Annotated in this window: 18 protein-coding genes; 5 read left to right on the top strand and 13 right to left on the bottom strand. The window is 51.7% G+C overall.

Going from position 1 to position 21050, the window contains the following annotated elements; genetic code table 11:
* Positions 1-103: 103 nt before the first annotated feature.
* Genes BLU97_RS07905 through BLU97_RS07915 form a run of 3 tightly spaced genes read left to right on the top strand, consistent with a single transcriptional unit; the run spans position 104 to position 1930 of the window.
* Positions 104-793 carry a phosphatidylserine decarboxylase family protein gene (locus BLU97_RS07905; protein WP_033149627.1) on the top strand — a complete coding sequence of 230 codons (690 nt, stop codon included), beginning with the start codon at positions 104-106 and terminating at the stop codon, positions 791-793.
* 27 nt (positions 794-820) lie between these two features.
* Positions 821-1504: a CDP-diacylglycerol--serine O-phosphatidyltransferase gene (gene pssA, locus BLU97_RS07910; RefSeq protein ID WP_074761015.1), complete on the top strand. Its 684-nt coding sequence runs from the start codon at positions 821-823 to the stop codon at positions 1502-1504.
* Between the two features lie 6 nt (positions 1505-1510).
* Positions 1511-1930: a DUF4834 family protein gene (locus BLU97_RS07915; protein ID WP_081352924.1), complete on the top strand. Its 420-nt coding sequence runs from the start codon at positions 1511-1513 to the stop codon at positions 1928-1930.
* A 4-nt stretch (positions 1931-1934) separates the two neighbouring features.
* Here the strand turns inward: BLU97_RS07915 and pyrH are convergent, their stop codons facing one another.
* Together pyrH and BLU97_RS07925 are read right to left on the bottom strand one after the other, a co-directional pair.
* Entirely contained in the window at positions 1935-2645 is a 711-nt protein-coding gene (gene pyrH, locus BLU97_RS07920; protein ID WP_013065609.1) for a UMP kinase, read from the bottom strand.
* Between the two features lie 49 nt (positions 2646-2694).
* A complete protein-coding gene (locus BLU97_RS07925) occupies positions 2695-3408 on the bottom strand; it encodes a biotin--[acetyl-CoA-carboxylase] ligase (RefSeq protein ID WP_074761017.1) in 714 nt (237 codons plus the stop codon).
* A gap of 115 nt (positions 3409-3523) precedes the next feature.
* Between BLU97_RS07925 and BLU97_RS07930 the strand changes: the two genes are divergently transcribed.
* Positions 3524-3976, top strand: coding sequence for a nucleoside deaminase (locus BLU97_RS07930; RefSeq protein ID WP_074761018.1), 453 nt, complete (start codon positions 3524-3526; stop codon positions 3974-3976).
* Positions 3977-4081: 105 nt separating this feature from the next.
* Here the strand turns inward: BLU97_RS07930 and BLU97_RS07935 are convergent, their stop codons facing one another.
* From BLU97_RS07935 to BLU97_RS07985, 11 genes are all read right to left on the bottom strand, one after another.
* On the bottom strand, positions 4082-5734 hold the full coding sequence (locus BLU97_RS07935) for a RagB/SusD family nutrient uptake outer membrane protein (RefSeq protein WP_074761019.1): 1653 nt from the start codon (positions 5732-5734) through the stop codon (positions 4082-4084).
* Positions 5735-5758: 24 nt separating this feature from the next.
* The gene (locus BLU97_RS07940) at positions 5759-8953 is read right to left on the bottom strand and encodes a SusC/RagA family TonB-linked outer membrane protein (RefSeq protein ID WP_074761020.1); all 3195 of its coding nucleotides are present in this window, start codon (positions 8951-8953) and stop codon (positions 5759-5761) included.
* A 351-nt stretch (positions 8954-9304) separates the two neighbouring features.
* Positions 9305-10780, bottom strand: a complete 1476-nt coding sequence (locus tag BLU97_RS07945) for a RagB/SusD family nutrient uptake outer membrane protein (protein ID WP_074761021.1) — start codon at positions 10778-10780, stop codon at positions 9305-9307.
* Positions 10781-10799: 19 nt separating this feature from the next.
* A complete protein-coding gene (locus BLU97_RS07950) occupies positions 10800-13796 on the bottom strand; it encodes a SusC/RagA family TonB-linked outer membrane protein (protein ID WP_074761022.1) in 2997 nt (998 codons plus the stop codon).
* Positions 13797-14114: 318 nt separating this feature from the next.
* Complete coding sequence (locus BLU97_RS07955; protein ID WP_074761023.1) at positions 14115-14483, bottom strand: hypothetical protein; 369 nt, start codon at positions 14481-14483, stop codon at positions 14115-14117.
* 28 nt (positions 14484-14511) lie between these two features.
* Positions 14512-16755, bottom strand: a complete 2244-nt coding sequence (locus BLU97_RS07960) for a hypothetical protein (protein ID WP_254771686.1) — start codon at positions 16753-16755, stop codon at positions 14512-14514.
* A gap of 29 nt (positions 16756-16784) precedes the next feature.
* Positions 16785-17249: a lysozyme gene (locus BLU97_RS07965; RefSeq protein WP_074761025.1), complete on the bottom strand. Its 465-nt coding sequence runs from the start codon at positions 17247-17249 to the stop codon at positions 16785-16787.
* Positions 17250-17317: 68 nt separating this feature from the next.
* The gene (locus BLU97_RS07970) at positions 17318-18007 is read right to left on the bottom strand and encodes a Rha family transcriptional regulator (RefSeq protein WP_074761026.1); all 690 of its coding nucleotides are present in this window, start codon (positions 18005-18007) and stop codon (positions 17318-17320) included.
* 366 nt (positions 18008-18373) lie between these two features.
* Positions 18374-19186 carry a LexA family protein gene (locus BLU97_RS07975; RefSeq protein ID WP_081352925.1) on the bottom strand — a complete coding sequence of 271 codons (813 nt, stop codon included), beginning with the start codon at positions 19184-19186 and terminating at the stop codon, positions 18374-18376.
* 134 nt (positions 19187-19320) lie between these two features.
* A complete protein-coding gene (locus BLU97_RS07980; RefSeq protein ID WP_074761028.1) occupies positions 19321-19722 on the bottom strand; it encodes a type II toxin-antitoxin system VapC family toxin in 402 nt (133 codons plus the stop codon).
* Positions 19719-19961: a hypothetical protein gene (locus BLU97_RS07985; RefSeq protein WP_139208937.1), complete on the bottom strand. Its 243-nt coding sequence runs from the start codon at positions 19959-19961 to the stop codon at positions 19719-19721. Before BLU97_RS07985 ends, BLU97_RS07980 begins: the two co-directional genes overlap by 4 nt.
* Positions 19962-20495: 534 nt before the next feature.
* On the opposite strand from BLU97_RS07985, the gene BLU97_RS07990 reads away from it, so the two are divergent.
* Positions 20496-21035 (top strand): DNA-binding protein, encoded by a 540-nt coding sequence (locus tag BLU97_RS07990; protein WP_074761030.1) that lies wholly within the window; start codon positions 20496-20498, stop codon positions 21033-21035.
* The last annotated feature ends 15 nt before the right edge of the window (positions 21036-21050 follow it).

Below are 21050 nucleotides of genomic sequence, written 5' to 3' on the forward strand. Positions count from 1 at the left end.
CGCCGATTTTTCGAGATTACCAAAAGAAAAACGTGAAAAGTTTGTAATTCTCGTATAAAAGATGTACCTTTGCACCCAGAATTGAAACAATCGAAAGTAACTGATGGGAGAAAGAATCAAGAAACTCAAGAAGATTAGAATACATCGCGAAGGTACTAATGAGTTGACGCTCAGTGCCTTGGCAATTGTCGGCATAGGCTCATTACTGTGGTACGGACTGGAAACAACCATTCCGTTCTGGATTTTTGTGGCTGTGTTTGTTACTGCATGGTTTATCGCACTCAACTTTTATCGTTGCCCAATCCGCTATTTTAATGGCGATACCGATAAGTTGGTGGTGGCTCCTGCCGACGGAAAGATTGTAGTGGTTGAGGAGGCCGAAGAGAATACCTATTTTCACGATAAGCGACTGATGATTTCAATCTTTATGAGTCCGCTTAACGTGCATGCCAACTGGTATCCGGTTGATGGTAAGGTAAAGTTTGTGAAGCACTTTAACGGCAACTACCACAAAGCTTGGCTGCCCAAGGCCAGCGAGGAGAACGAGCATGCCGACATTATGATTACCACTGCCGACGGTCAGGATATCCTGGTGCGCCAGATTGCTGGTGCCATGGCTCGCCGTATCGTTACCTACGCCAAGGATGGCGAGGAGTGCTACATCGACGAGCACCTGGGCTTTATTAAGTTAGGTTCGCGCGTAGACGTGTACCTGCCACTTACTGCCAAGGCTACCGTTACAATGAACCAGCCAACCACCGGCGATCAGACTGTTATCGCCAAATTGGCTTAATGTTGAATGGTCAATGTTCAATGTTCAATGATTAAGAAGCATATCCCAAATACGATAACCTGCTGCAACCTTATTTCGGGTTGCATTGCAACTTATTTCGCTTTTCAGAGCGAATTCCCGATGGCGCTGCTGTTCATCGTCATCGGTGCCGTATTCGATTTCTTTGATGGTATGAGTGCCCGCTTGCTGGGTGTTTCATCGCCCATCGGCAAGGAGCTCGATTCGCTGGCCGACGACATCACCTTCGGTTTTGCCCCATCGGCTATCGTGTTCAGCTATCTTTGCTCATTCGATACCCACTTGGTTTGGATGCCCTACCTGGCATTCGTGATGGCTGCTTTCTCGGCCTTGCGACTGGCCAAGTTTAATCTCGACGAGCGTCAGGCTTTGGGCTTCATTGGCCTGCCTACACCTGCTAATGCGCTGTTCTGGGGTTCGCTGGTTTGCGGACTGATGGAGTACGAGGTGGCTTTCGAGGGCTTGGAGTGGGTGACACTCCTCTTGGTATTCTTTACCAGCTACCTGCTGATAGCCGAGATACCAATGTTTGCCCTCAAGTTCAAGCATTGGGGATGGAAAGGTAACGAGATTAAGTATATATTTGTAATATCATGTATTCCCCTGTTGCTCCTGTTAGGAGTAAGCGGCATTGCGGCCATTATCTTGTGGTACGTTGTGCTGTCGAAGATTGCAGTTCTAACTAAAAAGTAAAAAAGAATGGTCTTTATGAAGACTTTTGTGGCCTTTATCGTGTTCGGGTTTATTGCCCTGGCTATTATCGCTATCATCGTTATTAACGTGTTGTATCGCAACATGAAGCGTATGCGCGAGGATGTTGAGGATTTTGTGTTCCGTCGTGGCCGTCGTTACGAGGCGAAGGAACGCAACCCCTTTGGCGATGATTATTTCAAGAGTGCTAAATCATCCGGGAATAGAACCACAAGAACCACCTACAGAGACAAGCAGGGCAATGTGCATGTAGAAACTGTCTATGTTAACGGTGAAAAAGTAAATAAAACCACCCGTAGAACAACTACGAGTGGTGGTGTAACGATTGTTGACGATCGCGCCGCCGGTGAAAAGAAGATCTTTGATAAGGGCGACGACGAATACGTTGAGTTTGAAGAGGTGAAGTAGTACCTTAGTTGTGCACTAAGGTACCAATCTGTTCACCATCCATTACCTTTTTAAGATTGCCAACTACGTCCATGTTGAAAACGTAGATGGGCAGGTTATTGTCCTGACACATGCAGATAGCTGTCAGGTCCATCACCTTCAGTCCGCGTGCCAGCACCTCTTTGTAGGTGATATCCTCGAACTTGGTGGCTGTGGGATCCTTCTCGGGGTCGGCAGTATAGATACCGTCCACGCGGGTACCCTTCAGCATCACGTCGGCCTCAATCTCGATACCGCGCAGGCTGCTGCCAGTATCGGTGGTGAAGTAGGGCGAACCTGTACCTGCCGAGAAGATGCACACGTAGCCAGCCTCCATGGCCTCGATGGCCTTCCACTTGGTGTAGAACTCGCCGATAGGCTCCATGCGGATAGCTGTAAGCACCTTGTTCTTAACACCCACAGCACCCAGAGCCGAGCTCAGTGCCAGCGAGTTGATAACGGTGGCGCACATACCCATCTGGTCGCCCTTAACGCGGTCGAAACCCTTCTGCGAGCCCGAGAGTCCGCGGAAGATGTTACCACCACCAATCACGATACCAATCTGCACGCCCATGCCTGCTATTTCCTTAATCTGATTGGCGTAGTCGCTCAATCTCTCAGGGTCGATACCGTAGCCCTGCTTGCCCATCAGGCTCTCGCCCGAAAGCTTTAACAGAATTCTCTTAAATCTTGCCATATCAATAATGTTTGATGTTTAATCTTTAATAATGTTCAATGGTCAATGGTCAATGTTCAATGACAAAAACCACTTCCTTGAATCGGTACAGGTATGCTATGCCGTTGGCATCCTGCAGCATCAGGCGTCCGTCGTCGGTAGTGCCAACCACGGTGGCCATAAAGCGCTTGCCGGCAGCCTCGAACGGGTATAGTCCTTCGCGACGGTACAACCGGTTCATGTAGGCTTGGTGTATGCCTTTGTTGTCGATAGCTTTCTGCAGTTCGTCGAGGAAAGCGGCCAACAGCTCGTCGCGATCGGTGTCGCGGCCTGTCAGCTGTTTGATAGATACGGGGTTGGGTGCATCGCTCTTAAACTCCGTTTGGTTCACGTCCAGTCCGATGCCTATCACGCAGTCCTTGATGCGGTGCCCCTCCAGTCGGTTTTCAATCAGCACGCCGCATATCTTCTTGTCGCCTACGTAGATGTCGTTAGGCCATTTTATCTCGGGTGTTTGCGGTATGTAGCGCTGCAGCGTGTTGCACAGGGCTACCGATACCATCTGGGTAATGATGAACTGTGTGCGTGTCGATACCTTCTGGGGGTGGATAAGCACCGAAAACAGCAGGTTCTGGCCCCGCTCGCTCTCCCATGTGTTGGAGCCGCAACCCTTTCCAGCAGTCTGAAAATCAGCCACAACTACCATCACACCCTCGCCGTTTTCCTTCATCCAACGGTTGGTAGAATCTGTCTCATCAACGTGCACTATCTTAAATTCCATCATATTCCGAGTGCAAAGATACAAAATTTTTTGTAACTTTGACTACGTCTTAGATACTTTCGTTCGAAAATGCTCAAATATCTTTGGCATTTTACTCACTTATTCGTATCTTTGCACCATGATTAACGAAGAACAACAAAAAAAAGACGAACGCTACATGCAGATGGCGTTAGACGAGGCCCATTTGGCACTTGAGGCGGGCGAGATTCCCATTGGTGCCGTGGTGGTGTGTAAGGATAGGGTAGTGTCGCGTGCGCACAACCTCACCGAAACACTGTGCGATGTTACTGCCCATGCCGAGATGCAGGCCATTACTGCTGCCGCCAACACGCTGGGTGGCAAGTATCTTACCGAGTGTACGCTGTATGTTACCGTTGAGCCTTGCACCATGTGTGCCGGTGCCATCGGTTGGGCGCAGATACCACGCATTGTGTATGGTGCCCCCGACGATAAGCGTGGCTACCACCTGTTGGCGCCTAACGCTTTCCACCCCAAGGCGCAGGTAACGCAGGGCGTGTTGGAGGACGAATGCCGCGAGCTGATGCAGAACTTCTTCAAGGCCAAACGCTAATAATCTAACTGTAGCACTGTAGCGCTGTAGCGCGCTGAGCAAAAAATAGCGGGACTTGCTTTTTATGGCAAATCCCGCACTTTTTTATGGTATAGATACAAAAAGTTATTTTTCGTCCTTTGTTGGATCTCTGAAGGCATCGTTGTAGTCGGTCTCCCACTGTGGGATGGCCCATGTCCAGTTAGGATCGCTGGGCTTAACGGTTACAGCGATGGCAACTGATGCGCTACCACCCTTGCTAAGAGCCTTACGCGAAATCTCCTTGTTCCAACGCTTGTAGTCGCTGAAACCGAAGCCCTCGCCCCAGAGCTCCAGGCGACGGTAGTTCACAATCTCGTCGAAGAGCTCCTCGCCAGTCTTCTCGCAGGTGTAGTTGGCATCACGACCTGTTGAAGCGTTCAGCTCTACCAGTGCAGCCTGTGCGGCAGCCTCGTTACCCAGGAAGTAGTTGGCCTCGGCCTCGATGAGCACCATCTCCGAAGAGCGGATGAATGGCAGATAGCCTACACCTGGCGTGTCGAATACGTAGAACTTGGTCTGGCCGCCTACGTAGTAGTAACCAGGCTGGTATGGGCGGTCCATGCTGCTGGCAGCCGATGAGTTGTGACGGTTCTCAACCCAGGCGTCAACCTCGTCCCACAGGGCGTCGTTGCTGAAGCCCATGATACCATAGCCCAGATAGTAGTTGTCGGCAACGGTCTTGTCGTTCAGGTCGAAGTTCTCGAACTTATCAGGTGTGAGGAACAGACCCTTACGCACGTCGTTGTCAGGAATCAGGTTGGTGAGCTCGATGTCGATCGAACCGGCACCGCAGGCGGTGTTGTTGGCATAGTAGCCGTTACAAGCGTACTGTGTACCGAAGCTCCAGTACCACATGTTCTCCTGAGAGCCGCCGTAGCTACCGAAGATCCACTCGCTGGTTGGCTTGCAGAAACCGGCATAGTAGTCGGCATTGCTCATCAGCGAGTAGCCCTTGCGAGCCAGAGGTGCGTGTGTAAGCGCAGTCTGGTAGTCCTGCTTGGCCAGTGCGGCACGTGCATAAACAGCGTGTGCCACGTTCTCGTTGGCAATCCAGATTTCTTTCGAACCGCGGTTCTTACCGCTCTGCTGGAACAGTGCGATAGCCTCGTCCAGGTCGTTGTAGATCTGAGCATAGCACTCGGCCATGGTAGACTGTGGCAGCTCGCCTGTCGACTCATCCAAACGCAGGCAGATGCCCTTGGCAGTACCGTTGTTGCTGTCCTGCCAGCGTGGGGCATAGTAGTGCAGCAGCTTCTCGAAACCGTAGGCACGGAATGTAAGTGCCGAAGCCTTGTCGAACTTCTTCAATCCCTCGTTGCCATCGGCCTCGTCGATGTGGGCAATGATGGCGTTGGCCTGACTTACCAGTGTATAGTAGTAGTACCAGGGGTATGCATCGTAAGATGTGTTGTTACGCAGCGAGTACTGCAGGTTCATGATGGGAGCCCAACCCTGTGCGTAGTAGTTGTAGAAGTAGTCCTGACTGGCGTAGTTCTCGTACAGGGCGATGATGCGGTTCTCGCCTGCACAACCGCTATCCCAGGCGGCCTGCTGGGCGCTCATGGTCTTGGCAATACCATTCAGTGCCTTGTAGCCGTTCTCGGCTGTGGCTACAGCGTCGTCGGCCAAAACCGACTCGGTGGGAGTGGTATTCAGATAGTCGGAGCCACATGATACCAGTGCGGGAGCGCTAACCAGTACTAAGCCCGCCATTATGTTGCTAATGAATTTTTTCATACTTCAATATTCCTTTATTAATAATTAGAAATTAACATTGAGTGAGAAGTTCCAAACGCGAGCTGTTACGTAGGTATCGTCCGAAGTTCCAGTAAAGCTGTACTGTGGGTTCATACCCTTGCGACCAGTCAATGTGAAGAGGTTCTCAACACCAGCGGTAAGTGTTACGCCATTGATGCCTGCGTTCATAGCTGTGAGCCACTTCTTAGGCAGGTTGTACGACAGACTGATGTTCTTCATTACCAGGTAAGATGCGCTGGTGAGCCAGCGGTCGCTGGTAGCGTTGTTATACGAACTCAGATTGTAGTCCATGGCGGGCACGCCGTTTGGATCAATGCGGTCGGCCGATGTCTCGGTCATGCCCTCGGGCACGCCGTTCCAAGCCTTCAGGGCATCCTTGTGCAGGGCTGAACCGCTCGACATGGCGTTGGTCGACATGAGTGTCTGATAAGTGTAGTCGATAGTCTTACCACCCAGGCTGTAGGTAGCCAGGAGGCTCAGTGTAAGATCCTTCCAGCTTACGTTGCCGTGAACCGAACCGTAGACGGTAGGAGCAGCTGTGCCGTGGAAGTCGCGCTTGCCGTAAGAGGTATTGGTAGTGTAGTCAACACCGTTGATGGTTACCAGTTCGCCCATCTGAGCGGCAGTGGCCTTCATATCAGGGTCGAGTGTGTAAAGCGAACGACCGGTCATCTGGTCGACACCCTCGAAGTGATAGGTGTAGAAGTCGTACAGCGAGCGACCCTCGGTATAGTTGTGTACACCCGAAAGGATGTTGTCGCCGTTAGGCAGCTTGATAATCTTGTTTTTGATGAATGTGGCGTCGAAACCGAGGTTTACCAGCCAGTTCTTTTTGCTCAGCACGTCGCCGTCGATCGAAATTTCCACACCGCGGTTGGCGATGGTACCGATATTCTTGTTAACGGTCATGTTGAAATAATCCTGGTTGTAAGAGAACGAACCGGCCGACAGAGGCAGACGTACGGCAAAGAGCAGGTCCTTGTTGCGCTTGTCGAAGTAGCCGATGCTGAAGTTCATGCGGCCGAACAGGCGACCCTCGAGGGCCACGTCAACGGTCTGTGCTGTCTCCCACTTGATATCCTCGGCGCTCAGGCTCTGCTTCATCAGGGCACCCTCGCCACCGTTCTTCTCAATGTAGTAAAGGGCCTGGTAGCCATAGTAGCCTACACCGGCGTCGTTACCAACCTCGCCGTACGATGCACGCAGGCGCAACTGGTTAATCCATTTCACATCGCGCAGGAACTCCTCCTTCTTGGCATTCCATGTAGCACCGAACGAGAAGAAGTTACCCCAGCGGTTTGAGCTGGCAAAACGCGAAGAACCATCGCGACGCAGCGAAGCATCTACAAAGTAGCGCTGATCGTAGTTATAGCGGGCGCGAGCCAGGTACGACTCGGTAGCATACTCCTCGTTGTAACCGCTCAGGTATGAGTTCTGAATGAAATTGCCCAGCACATAGATACCACTGGCCACCATCTTGGTATTCATACCGTCGAAGTTCTCGGTCTGATAGTGTGTATTCTCGTGACCCACCATCACGTCGATGTGGTGATCGCCAAACTCGTGAGCCCAGTTCAGCAGCTCCTGCATGGTGTAGTCCTCGTACTCGTTGCTGTAGTTAGCCAGTCGACCGCCGTTTGTGGCACCATCACCAATCTCGGGGTTGTTGTAGGTCTGGCGTGTTGACGAAGTGTGCGCCAGGTTGCCCTTGATGGTAAGCGAGAAGTCGTAAGGCAGGTTCACTGTAGCATAAGCAGTACCATTCAGTACGTTACGCTTGCGTGTATCGGTATCTGTGCGCAGCTCGTAAGCAATGTTACGGTTGTCGAGATAGTCGGATTCTGTATCATATACATAGTTGCCGTACTTGTCGGTAGCAATGCTGCCGTCGGCGTTGTGGCTATATATAGGATAGATAGGCGCCATGTAGCGGGCGGTGTTGAATGGGTTTGAATAGTAGCTACCCTTGGCGTTGTCGTTGAAGTGGCGCTTTGAGATGGCACCATTCAGGTTTACACCTACGGTAATCCACTTGTTAGGTGTGTAGGTAGAGTTAACACGGGCAGTGTAGCGCTCGTAGTCGCTGCTTACGATGTAACCCTTCTCCTTCAGATAACCCAGTGATGAGTAAACATTGGTCTTATCGTTGGTAAAGTTACCGCTCAGGATGTACTCCTGACGCTGACCTGTGCGCTCGATGTTGTCCTCCCAGTCCAGGTCGGTATAGCCGGGCAGCACGTTGGCCACCATCTTACCGTTCTCGTCGAACAGCTGATCGCTGGCGCGGTCCCAGATGTTCTGGTGCATCACGTCGGTAGCCAGGTGGGCGCTTGCGTAGGCCTTAGCCTCGTCCTCGCTCAAGCCCATCGAACCGGTCATAGCCCAGTTCTTCATGGCCTTCCACGATGTCTCCATGTAGTCGTTCACACCCAGACGGTCGTACTCCTTGATACCACGGTTGTAGAAACCCTGGTTAATCTTCAGGTCGATAGATGAGTTGCCCTCGTGCGAAATACCGCTCTTGGTGGTGATGATAACCACACCGGCCGATGCACGGTTACCGTACAGGGCTGCCGATGCAGCATCCTTCAGTACCGACATGCTCTTGATATCATCGGGGTTCAGGTCGGCAATATTTCCGTTGTAGATGATACCGTCTACTACGTAGAGTGGGGTGTTTGAACCGTTGAGCGAACCGATACCGCGGATGCGGATCTTTGGCTCGGCACCAGGCTCACCATAGGTGTTGTTAACCTGTACGCCGGGGGCAGCACCCTCGAGTGCACTGGTAACGTTCGAGGCAATACGCTTCTCGATGGCCTTCTGGTCTACGGTTGAAACCGAACCGGTAATACTCTGCTTCTTGGCAGTACCGTAAGCCACAACTACCACCTCTTCGAGTGTCTCGGTGTCGGGCTTCATGATTACGCGCATACCGTTCACGGCCTTCAGAATCTCGGTCTTGCAGCCCAGGTAGGTAATCTCAATCATGTCCTTACCCTCGGGCATCTGTACGGTGAAGTTTCCTTCGTAATCAGTGATGGCACCTGTACCTGCACCCACAATCTTGACGGTAGCGCCGATGATGGGCTCGCCATCCTCCTGTGAGAGTACTGTACCTGTAACTTTTGTCTGTGCCAGCGCTGTTCCCACAAAAAGGAACAGACCGACGATGAACATCGTTAGTCGTTGTTTCATAAAAATCTCTCTTTTTAATAATTATATGTTATACCTGTAGTCTCAATCTCTTCCTTTTTTTGGACATAAGGTCCCGTTTCGGGGCTGCAAAATTACTGCATATTATTATAATAGACAAATAATTTTATTAAAAGGGGGTTGTTTTCTAACATATTTTAACCATTTTAATACAAATGGTATTCAAAAATACAATCTGAAAGCAGTTTTTTGCGGTTAACTTACACTTTGCTCAGCTAAGGTTGGTTTTTGATATTAAATTGTTATGCACAAAATATGCATTTATTTACAAAGAAATCGCAGGCTTGCTTGGGGGCAAACCTGCGAAATGTTTATAACTTTTGAAAAGTGGGATTACTTAGGGAGATTAGATGCCCAACCCTCGTTCTGTGTTACACCAAAGTTTGCATTGATCTCATCGTTAGGGATGGGGAATACAAATTCAGAGATGTTGAAATTGTTTGCACGGAACAGGATCTTAGGTGCATTGTAGGCCTCTACCTGAGCGGGATCGCCCCAGCGGCGCAGGTCGTACAGGCGCAGACCCTCCTGGAAGAGCTCGCGTGCGCGCTCGTCCTTCAGGAATGTGTAGAGATCGGCAGCGGTGCTAGGCAGATCGGCTGTTGTAGCAATGGCTGTGTTACGCTTAGCTACGGGCAGCAGAGCCTCCTGAGCCTTGGCTACGTCGTTCTTCTTGATGTAGCTCTCTGCGATAATCAGATACATCTCAGGAGCGTTAATCAGGTAGTTGGTAGCGTGGGCGGGGTTGCCTGAACCGTAAGAAGCGAACTTACCACCAGCGAATACAGGGGCAGTCTCGGTTGAGCTTGCGTCCATGGCCATGATGGCGTTACGTACGTCGGTGTCGGCATACATAGCCAGCAGCTTGGGGCTTGGGCTGAAGTTGTAGGTAGTCCACAGTGTACCGCAAGAGTTGGCACTCCAGTTCTGACTGGCGTTGATGTCGAGATAGAACAGGCTCTCGGTGTTTGAACCGCCGCCGTTGTACAGGGCCTTATAGTCGGCCTTTGTATAGGCCAGTGCAGGTGTGCCGGCATCGCTCAGGGCTGCCTTAGCGCTGCTGATAGCACCATCCCAGTTCTCCATATAAAGGTATGTACGTGCCAGCAGACCCTCGACAGCAGCTACACCAAAGTAGCACTTGTCGCCACGGTCGCCACCGGCAGCAGCGAAGTACTCCAGCGACTTCTTCAGGTCGCTCACAATCATATTGTAGCTGTCGCCTACAGTGGCGCGGCTAACCTCAGTGAAGGCAGGGATAGGAGTGTCGCTGATAACGATACCGGGCTTGGCCGAGAAATCGTTGCCATTAACCTTGATCTGATGTGCGAAAACGTTCACCAGCTTAAGGTTTGCGTATGCACGCAGGGCGTAAGCCTCGGCGCGGCACAGGTCGAGTGTCTGCTTGTCGTCGGCAGTAGCGTCGGCATAAAGCTTGTCGGCTGCTACAATCACGCGGGCTGAGTTGTCAACAATCTTGTAACCATACTCCCAGATGTAGCTGAGATACGACTCAGTGTCCTGGAATGTGTACTGGTAGATCTTGTCCCAGTGACCGGTCTTGGTGTTCCAGTATGAGATGTCGGTTGGAACGTCGCCGATAGTGGTTGCGTAGTTACCTGCAAAATATCTTTCGAAAAGGTTGTAATATACGCCACCCAGTGCGGTTGAAACATTGCTTGTGCTTGAAAGACCTGTTTCTACATCGATACCTTTGTAGTATTTGGTTTCAAGGAAGTCATCACCGCAGCTAACAAATCCCATTGTCAGGGTGAGTGCCATGGCACCTGTTATAATTTTATTTTTCATATTGTTATCTTCTTATTAATTAGAAAGTAATTTGAACACCAGCTACATAAGTAGAAACTGCAGGATACTGCCATGCAATAACACCGCTCTCAAATGTCTCAGGGTTGTAACCTACGAAGTCGCTTGCAGCCCAAGTGTGGAGGTTGTCGCAAGAGATATAGATGCGAGCCTTCTCGATCAGAGCCTTTGTTGTGATGCTCTTTGGCAGTGTGTAACCAACAGATACGTTGCTCAGGCGCAGGAAGTTGCCGCTGTAGAGGAAACGTGTTGAGTTCTGAGTGCTGCTATTTGGATCGCCGTAGATGTACTGTGGGTACTTGGCATTCTTGTTGTCCTCGGTCCAAGAGTTCAGGGCAACGTCCTCGAGTGGTGTGCGGAACGACATACCGAAACCGGTGAAGCGGGCACCTGAATCGAATACCTTGCCACCCAGACGGTAGTTGAATGTCATGCTGGCGTCGAAGTCCTTCCATGTTACTGTTGTACCGAAACCACCGAATACCTTAGGATCGGCCGAACCTACGTAGCGCTTGGCTGCCTCGGTGTAGTTCTCGGTCAGCTCGTCGCCCTCGGCATTCTTGTACCACTGTGCCTTACCGTTCTCGGGGTTAACACCTGCATACTCCTTCATGTAGAACTGACGGTAGGGGCGACCAGCCTCGATGATGGTGTATGAACCCTCGATAGGCTTGTCGGTTGAAAGGGCAATAACCTTGTTCTTGTTCCAAGTCAGGTTGGCATAAGCGGTCCAGTTAAGATCCTTGTTGCGAAGGATGGTACCGTTGATCGACAGCTCGATACCGCTGTTGCGGATAGAACCGATGTTCTGATAAGTCTCGGTCATACCGGTAGTTCTTGACAGGGGAACCTTGAACAGGGCGTCGCTAGTCTTCTCGTTATAGTAGTCCAATGTAACGTTCAAACGGTTGAAGAACTGAAGGTCAACACCAATGTCGAACTTCTTAGAAACCTCCCATGTGAGCTCAGAGTTAGAGATCGACTCTGGAGTCATACCTGATGCACCGTGGTAGTTGCTACCTGATACATAGAAACCACGTGCAGCGTAGAAACCGATATCCTGGTTACCTACAGTACCGTAAGATACGCGGAATGTACCGTTGGTAAGGGTGTTGTTGCCCTCAAGGAATTTCTCGCCGGTGAAGCGCCATTTGCCACCTACCGACCAGAATGTACCCCAGCGCTTGTTAGAGCCGAATACCGAAGAACCGTCGTGACGGAGTGAAGCTGACAGATAATACTTGTCGGCGAAAGAGTAGTGAGCATCGCCGAAGTATGATGCCAGACGAGCCTCTTTCTTGTAGTACTCAGAATCGTTCCAGTGACCTACGGTCGAGAGGTCTCTCATACCGGCAGATGCGAATGGGAAGTTGTCGCCGCTGTAGTACTCATACCAGTAATCCTTGCGCTGCATCTCCTGACCCAGCATCAGGCTGAGGTTGTGCTGCTGGCCGAAGGTGTAGTTCCAACCCAGGATGTTGTTCCATGTAAGTGTGGTGGTCTGCGAGTTGTACTGCTGACCGAGACCGGGATAGTCCATACCCTGTGGGTTGTAGATAGCGCTCCAGTACTGATACTGGCGCAGGCCATAGATGTTGGCACCGAATGTGCTCTTGAAGTAGATACCCTTGCCGAAGTCAACCTGCAGGTATGGGCTTGCGCTCAGGGTTGTTGTCTTATCCTCGTTGATATCGCCGAGCTCCTTGTCCCATACAGCAAATGGGTTGTAAGAGTCAACGTTTGAGTAAGTTCCGTCCTCGTTGTAAACGGGGTAGAAAGGCTGCATTGAGCTGATGGCGCCTACAGTGGCGTTGGTGAACGAACCACCAGTTGACTGTGAGAAGCCGTTCTTTACAGAGTAAGCGTACGACAGGTTGGCACCAAACTTGAACATCTTGAACTTGCTGTCGACGTTGATGCGGCCAGAGTAGCGCTTAAAGTCGGATGCGATGATAATACCCTTAGTGTCCAGGTAGCCTGCGCTGACATAGTAGTTGGTCTCGCCGGTCTGGCCACTGATGTTGATGTTATAATCCTGGTAGTATCCCTTGCGCGAAATCTCGTCCATCCAGTCGGTGCTGGTCTTACCGTCCCACTCGTACATATCGGTCAGGTCGGCAATACGGGCTTCCTTGGTACCACCGTAGCGTGCCACGTAACCGTCGGCATACAGGCTCATGGTCTGCTCGGCATTGGCAAACTTCATGTTGTTGTTAGCCATGGCAGTAAAGCCCTGCTTGATGTCGACATTTATGTTGTGGCGGCCCTTGGCACCCTTCTTGGTGGTGATCACGATCACACCGTTACCGGCACGTGCACCGTAGATAGCGGTAGCGGCAGCGTCCTTCAGTACGGTAACGCTCTCGATATCACTTGGGTTGATAGATGCCATTGGGTCCATGGCGTTGTTAGAGCTGCTGCTCATGGTGTCGTAGTCTGAGTTTACAGGCACACCGTCGATCACGTAGAGTGGCTGTGTTCCTGAGTTCAGCGAGGCGCGACCACGAACATAAACCGAACCCCATGTACCAGGCATGCTTGATGAGTTGTTCATCTGTACACCTGTGATGGTTCCCTCGAGTGCCTTCACAAAGTTGGCATCGCTCTTCTTCTCTACTACTGCGCCGTCAACCTTCGAGGCGGCACCTGTGAACGAAGCCTTGCGCTGCGAACCGTAACCGGTCACAACCACCTCGTCAACCACCTGAGCGTCGGTCTTCAGGAAAACGCGCATGTTGGCCTTGGCCTTAACGGTCTTGCTCTGGTAGCCCAGATAGCTCACTTCGAGCTGATCCTTACCCTCGGGCATGGCTACGGTGAATCGTCCGTTCACGTCGGTCAACATACCTGTACTTGTACCAACCACCTTAACGGCAGCTCCGATGATGGGCTGTCCGTCTTCCTGTGAGAGTACTGTACCAGTAACTTTTGTCTGTGCCAGCGCTGTGCCTACAAACAGGAACAAGCTGACGAAAAACAACGTTAGTCTTTTTTTCATAAATTCTCTCTTTTGTAAATTAATAATGTTTATAACTTTTAAATTCTCTCTTTCTAATACTATTAGTAGCTGGTTATTTATGCAATAACTATTAATTTTGCACGTTTTTGCCACTTTCGGGTTGCAAAAATAACGTATAATCTCTAAATAAACAAATAATTTTTTTAAAAAGGGGGTATTTTATAACATATTTTAACTGTTAGCGAGTATTACTTGACCAAAATCAATGTGAAAGTTGAAATTAGTGGTTAACTTACACTTTGTAAACTGCAAGTTTGGTTTTGATGTTAAATTGTTATGCATAAAAAATACGCTTTGTTAAGATTTCTTCTTTTTGTTCACGTTCAGTGGTGTGCTTTTGGGGTAGGCGATGGTGTAGGCGGCGTCGAGGGCGCGCAGGTCTATCTGATAGTAGCTGATGCCTGTGCGCACGGCCACGATGGCTCGCAGCAGTTCGCGATGCGGGCGCGGGTAGAGGCCAGGCGGTGGGAGCTGGTCCCAACCGGCCTGACAGCAAAGGTGGCATACTTGCCAGATAAACTCGGGGGTGGCCTCGCCACCAAACCATAGTTGCAGTACGCGGCGAATGCAAAAGCGTTTGCAGTGCAATCGGCAGTAGCGGCGCGTGCGGCGCAGCAGTCGCCACAGTGCCACAAAAGTTTCTTGTGTGTTATCAATGTGTTCCATAATCGTTTTATTTTTAGTGCCTTATTACTTACTTGTTGATTTTAACGTAGTGGGCTGAGGTTTCGTCGTAGGCGATGTGGCCGCGGGTTTGCCAGGTGCGTAGGGTGCTGTCGCCAGGACCGGGCCGACCGGCTTGCTGGCGCATCTGCAGATACTGCTCGCGCGTAAACTCATCGGGCAGCAGCTCCAGCAGATTCTGCGGACCGGAGTGGCGCTGCAGTTCCTGCTCGTCGTTCAGCTCCTTCTCCAGCTGGCTGCCAAAGTACAGCATCTTGCACCACAGGTTGTACTGCTCGCTCCAGCGCACAAAGTCGGCTATCGATTTGTCCCACCGGTAGCCGTGGGCCACGTACAGCACCATGCCCTTCAGCCAGGCTATCACGTTGGCACGATACGACAGCACGCGGTAGGCCTCGCTCTCGTACAGACGGGCGGTGTCGGCATTCTCCTGCTTCAGGTCCAGGGCCAGCTTGCGGGCTTGCGGGCACTCTATCAGTCCGTTGGCAGCATCCAGACGGTCGATATAGGGCTTCAGCTCGGCGGCAAACTGGTCGTCGTAAATGCCCAGGATGGGTGCCTCGTCGTCGTCCTCACTGGGACGGATGATGGTGGCCACGTCGAGTCGGCTCACCGTGCCGTCGTTCACCATCTTATAAAAGAACTTACGCGCGTTGGGCGGGGTTGTGCTGGCGTTGAAGTTCCAACGCAGCGGCGCTATGCCCGATACACTGTCGGCACCTACGCGCTCCTGACCGGCCATCGAGTTGTCGAAAGCCTTTCGTATCAGCAGTCCCACCTCGTCGGCCTTATGGCTCGATGTCACCTTCTTCAGCGCCTCCACCTCATCTACAATGGTGTAGATATAGCGCTGGCCGTTGTTGTGGACATCCACCACGCGCTGGTTAAACACGGCGTCGGTCAGGTTGTCGATGAGCATCTGAATGCAGATATCTGCGGGGCGCGGGTCCTTCTTCTGCTTGCCCGACGGGTTCTTCTGCTTCCACTCGGCCTCGCGCTGGCGGCTCAGCAGATCGCGCTGGCGAATGTCCTCCATGATATACTCGATGGGCTTTTTGATCGAGCCCTTACCCACGCTCTGTCGACCCACCAGCAGGTTCATAAACGTGGCTTCGTGGTCCACGTTGTCCCAGTAGCGGAAGTGTACGCCATGCAGATGGGCGCCCAGGGCGGGGAACACGGCGCTGGCCACGGCGGGCTTGTAGTACCACGGCACGTTGCGGGTGAGCAGCTTTATCAGCGGCGGCAGTCGCTTGGGCAGGGGTGGGGGTGTGCTGATGGTGCCGCCACAGGCCTTTACGCCCTGCTGCTCCTTGAGTGCCTGCAGCACCTGTTTCAGGCGCAGGGGCATGCCGCGTCGGGGCTCTTTCAGTGCGTTTTCCAGGGTGTGCAGGTATTCGGTGCGGTCGGCCTCGGTGCAGGTGCCGTCGGGCTGCGCCCAGTAGTTGGGCACGATGGCTTGCAGACCCTCCAGACTGTAGCCGCAGATGCAGCGCAGGGTTACGGCCAACTCGAAGGTGAGTGCGTTCCTGTCGCCCACCACCGGCACCTTGCCGCCATTAAACAGCTCCCAGTACTTGGCGATGATATCCGAGAAAGCCATGCCGTTGTAGAGCCTCCCCCTATCCCCCTCCAAAGGGAGGGGGGATTCGTTGGCGACTGGTGTTGTGACTGGGGACTGGTACCTGTCACAGAATGTGACTGGGCCCTGTCCCTTGTCGCAACTTTCCGAGGACGGGAGTTCAAACAGCTTGTCATCCAGGTAGATAAGTTCGTTTGGCGATGTGGTGAAAAACACGCGGGTGATATCCTTAGCCTGCGCATCGTAGTCTACGCCTAGCAGCTGGGCGGCCCACTGCAGATTCTCTACCTGCGACATGTGCGGCCGTCGGCTAAACACCAGGTGGTAGCCGCAGCCGCGGGCGCTCTCCTCAAGCATCCCCAAGCCCAGCTCATCCTTCTTGGCCAGGATGCGATCGCGAACGGCGGGCATTTCTTCGGCCTTAACGTGGTCGATGTCCATGCCCACGGTGTTGCTCATGTGGGTGCTGCCGCGCAGCGTGCCGTCGGCATTGGGCAAGCAACTGTAGTTCATCTGCACCAAGCGGTGCTTCAGACTTTCGTTGCCATTGCGGATGGCGGTCATCAGTTGCTGCTGTTCGTTACTGCCGCGCAGAGCCATATACTCTGCGCGGGTGGTTACGGGGCGCATCATTTTCACCCCGTCCTTCAAATAAATAATGTGTGTGCTCATAGCCAATGTTTAATGTTTAATGTTTAATGTTACACCCGGTCGATGATCTCGTCATCTGTTGGGTAGCTGGGGGCGAAGAAGTGTTCGGCCTCCCACTGGCGACGGACTTCCAGGCCCTTTTGCTTTCTGCCGCCCGCATACACCCATCGCTTAAACTCGCGCTGGACGGCTGCCTTGCTGCCGCCCTGACGAATGGTGCGCAGCAGCGTTGACTGCCTCAGGCGGCCGATGCCCACGTTAAAGGCAAACGATGTGAGTGCCTCTAGTTGTGCCTCGGTGCGCGCCACGTGCAGTTGGCGAACCTGTCGCATCACTTGGGTTACATCCTGTAGCAGCCAGTCGCGAGCCTGTTGGGCGCTGATGCGGTCGCCCATGCGCACGCCTTGTGTGTGTCCGTACCCGATGGTGGGTGTGCCGTTCTGGTCGCGATAAGCGCTCAGTCGGCATCCCTCCATCTCCATCAATCTCTGTAAAAGTGTGTCTGTAATCTGCATAGTAAAATCAATGTTCCGCTCGACATCCCGAAGGGTGGCGCTTGCTACCGAAGGGACGCAAGAATGTCTCAAAGGTTAGGGTATCCCAATTGCGAGTTAAGGTACTTCAGTCCGGCCATGGTCCACGTCATGTACACCTTTATTTTGCGCTTGCCTTTCAGCGAGTAGTCGATGTGTGTACGTTCGGCGGTGTAGCCACGACCCTGCAGATGTTCGGCCAGGTTCCATCTACCGTGGGCGCGGTACTGTATGTCCATATCGGCCAGCACGGCGTTAAAGTCGCGGGTGTTCATGTTAAACGTCTTGGCCACCTGTGTGGCGGTCAGGGTGTCCTCGGCAGGCTCGTTCAGCATGCGCAGTCCCGTACCCACAATCTCGTCCGCCATCGCCAGTATCTGTTTCTGAACGCCCAGCGATGGAAGTTTTCTTAGGCACGTGTAATCCGTGCCAAAATCCAATCTCTCAAGCTCGAGTTCTTCCCAGCGGAGAACGAGTCGGGCGCGGGCCTCGTCGTTAAACTTGGTGGCGATGTACAGGCACTCGGTCTTGGTTAGCTGGTAGCAGGGGCGAAGTTCGCCCTTCTTGTCGTGATATTCAACCAATCGAAAATTTGATTGGTTAACTTTCTGCCACGCGGGTTCCATTTTTCGGATGGCCTCCATTACGTGACAGTGTTGCTTACCGGTTACTTCAGCTATTTCCAGCGAAGTCATCATGTGTTGGTTCTCGTTTACTGTTTTAATAATCATTGTTTCCATAATTGTGTGTGTATTTTAAATTGTTAATAATATTTTTGGGGGGCTCGTCCAAGAATCCGTGCCTAAGAATATATCCGCTCGGCCATTCCGAGTCGGGTTGGTGTGTCAGTAAGTCAAAGAACACTCGTGAACTGAATCACGCTGCAAGTGAAGTGCAAGGTGAACGCAGAGCCGAGCTTGCTCGAGCTTTGCTGAGCCGCAGCCTTCACTCGCCATCGCAACTTGTTTGCGGTGGCAAAAGTATGGCAAAAAATAATGCGCTCCAATTTCTTGGAACGCATTCGGTAACAGTTTTCGGTAAGTGTTGTAGGTTTCGGTAACTTTGGTACTAATACTTACCGAACTTCGGTAACAGGTTCGGTAAAACTAAGCCAATTCTTTAATTAAAACCGTCATCAGCTTCAGTTCGCGGTCGGCAGCACCCTGCTCCTCCCACTTGTCGATACTCTTTCGCATGTACTCATGATTACTGATGGTGCGCTGCACACTGCCTTCGCCACATACAAACCTAAACGTAGTGGGTAGCTTTAAGGCCTGGGCCATACGCTCAAACTCGGCAACCGGCTTGTCAAAACTGTATTTATCGCGCATCACGCAATACGCCACTGCCCAGGCCGATGCCGCCCAGAACAGATGACTGCACTGGATAACGGCTTTGGTCAGGCGCTCGTATATGTCGGGCTGGTGCTGCTTCTGCCTGGCTTTAAACTGGCGTACCACCTCGCCACAGTACGTTACCGATACGTGCGGCGCACTCAGGTTGCACACCATGCGTCCGCAAAAGCGCACATTCATATCGGCCGTTAGTTCGCATGGCTGGTACTTCGGGTTGGCGGGCAGCAGCCAGTGGCGGCCCGTGTCGTCAACGTAATACACCTTCAACAGCTCCTCGCCGTCGATGCTCACCATCACCACCTCGCCGCTGTGCACCCGCTGGGTGCTCTCTATCAGCAGCTGGTCGCCGCTGTAGATGCCCACGCCGGTCATCGAGTCGCCATCGGCATCCACGATAAACACCCGTCGCCCGCGCGTAATCTCGCTGGGCAATAAAATCATCTCGGGTGGCAGTTGACCCATCTCGTTAGGCAGTCCGCAACTAACTCCCACTTCGTAGTAAGGCACGGGTGTGTCGCACACCATTTCCATCGGCCATTGACCGATGCTACAACAATTTCTCATGTCGATTAATTCTTTAAAAGTTTTATTTCACAATATAATCCATAGTCGGTGCCGTTCCACGGGTCACCAAACGGCTGCAAAGATAATAAAAACCTTCGCACCCACCAAAAACTGCAGGTTATAATTAAGAGTTTTTAGGAATTTATCCAGTCTTCGATTTTGAGTCCCGATATATGGCTAAAATGCTTGGTGTTATGTGTTACTACTGTTAGCCCTGCTGCTTTGGCTGCACAGCCAATAAGCAGATCGAAGTCCTCGATGGGTTTGCCGCTTTTGCGCAGACGTACTTTTTCCTGTGCAAACACGTCGATACTATCGGCAAAGGGGAGTACCTTTACCATTTTAACAAACTCATCAATCATCTTCAGATTGTCTTCAACAAAATCGCTATTATACGCACCATAACGTAGTTCTGCTAAAACCACATCACAAATATAGCAGTTTTCGCTGCCAATTTGGTTTAGTTTGTTAGCTACCTCGCGGTTTGCACGGAACAAAAACACGCAGGTGCTGGTGTCGAGCAGATAACCTTTCATAGCTTTATGTTACGGCTGTTAGTGGTTCTTGCTTCGTTGATATCGTTGATAATCTCGTCGGTTGAGCGATTATCTTTCCAAGCGCCCGCAAACTTATTTGCCCAGTCCGCATCGGCCTTTGCTTTCTTGGCGGGGGTAAGGTCCTTAACGTATTTCAAGACCTTTGCCAGTAGCGTTTCGTCGTTGGCTATTTCGCCCATGGCGCGGTACAATTCCGCATTCAGTTCAAGTGCAGTCATAACCTTCTTTTTTTTATATTCCGCCGCAAAGATACGAATAAGTACGCAAAAAAGCAAATGTAACCCCATTTTTTTTTGCTACGTGTTGCAGTGCTACAGTTAGATGTGCGGGGGTGGGGGATGGTAACGGTAGTGCCTATATTTATATATAAATATAGAAGTAAATAATGGTGTGCGATGGGCTGGAAACTAACTGTAGCGCTGTAGCGCGTAGCGGTACAGCGGATGGTAACGGCGCGCGCAGTGATTTTTTTGCAAATAGTAGGTCGGATATTCGTGAACCGCAATGAAAATATCGTACCTTTGCACTGTAAAAAATGAGGGAGGCTTGAGGGCGGCATTAATCCTGAAATTTGCGAAGATTAATAGTGGCAATTGCTGCCTTTAATCGCAGCACCCTGCAGGATTAATACCCCGCCCGAACCCGAACTCAGAACAATGTAAAAATGTAAAAATGATAATATTTAAAAATTATTTACAATCCTATAATTATTACATTTTTTAATTCTTTAATTTTTTAATTTTACTAAACCTATGAGTATCAAAGTAATTGCACAGCGCCGAGAGCTTAAGATCGGCAAGAACCCTGGGGCCAAGCGTTTCGTGATGCGCCCCGACCTGTATTCGAGCATTGCCGAGAAGAAGGTGTTTACCGAGGCATCCACTCACTCGGGTATCAGTGCGGGTGTTATCAAGGCCGCATGGGAGGCAGCAGGCGCCGTTATCCGCACCTGGGCCACCGAGGGTCACTCAGTGCCCGTGCCCGGACTGGGAACCATGCGATTCGGCGTGCGCGCCAAGGCCGTTGAGAAGCTCGACGAGGTGAAGACCGGACTGATTACCACCCGTCGCATTGTGTTCACCCCATCGGTAGATGTGAAGGACGAGCTGAAGAACACCAGTATCCAGATTACCTGTCTGGACGAGGACGGCACCGTGCTGAAGCGCGTAACCAGTGGCGACAGCGGCGACATCGAGGACCCCGAGAACGGTAACACCGGCGGCAACGACAACGGTAACACAGGCGGCAACGGTAGCAGCACCGGCGAGGATGACGAGTCGTACGGCGACTAAGAAAGGAGGTGAGTT

This window comes from Xylanibacter ruminicola (genome assembly GCF_900107775.1).
Classification (GTDB): domain Bacteria; phylum Bacteroidota; class Bacteroidia; order Bacteroidales; family Bacteroidaceae; genus Prevotella; species Prevotella ruminicola_C.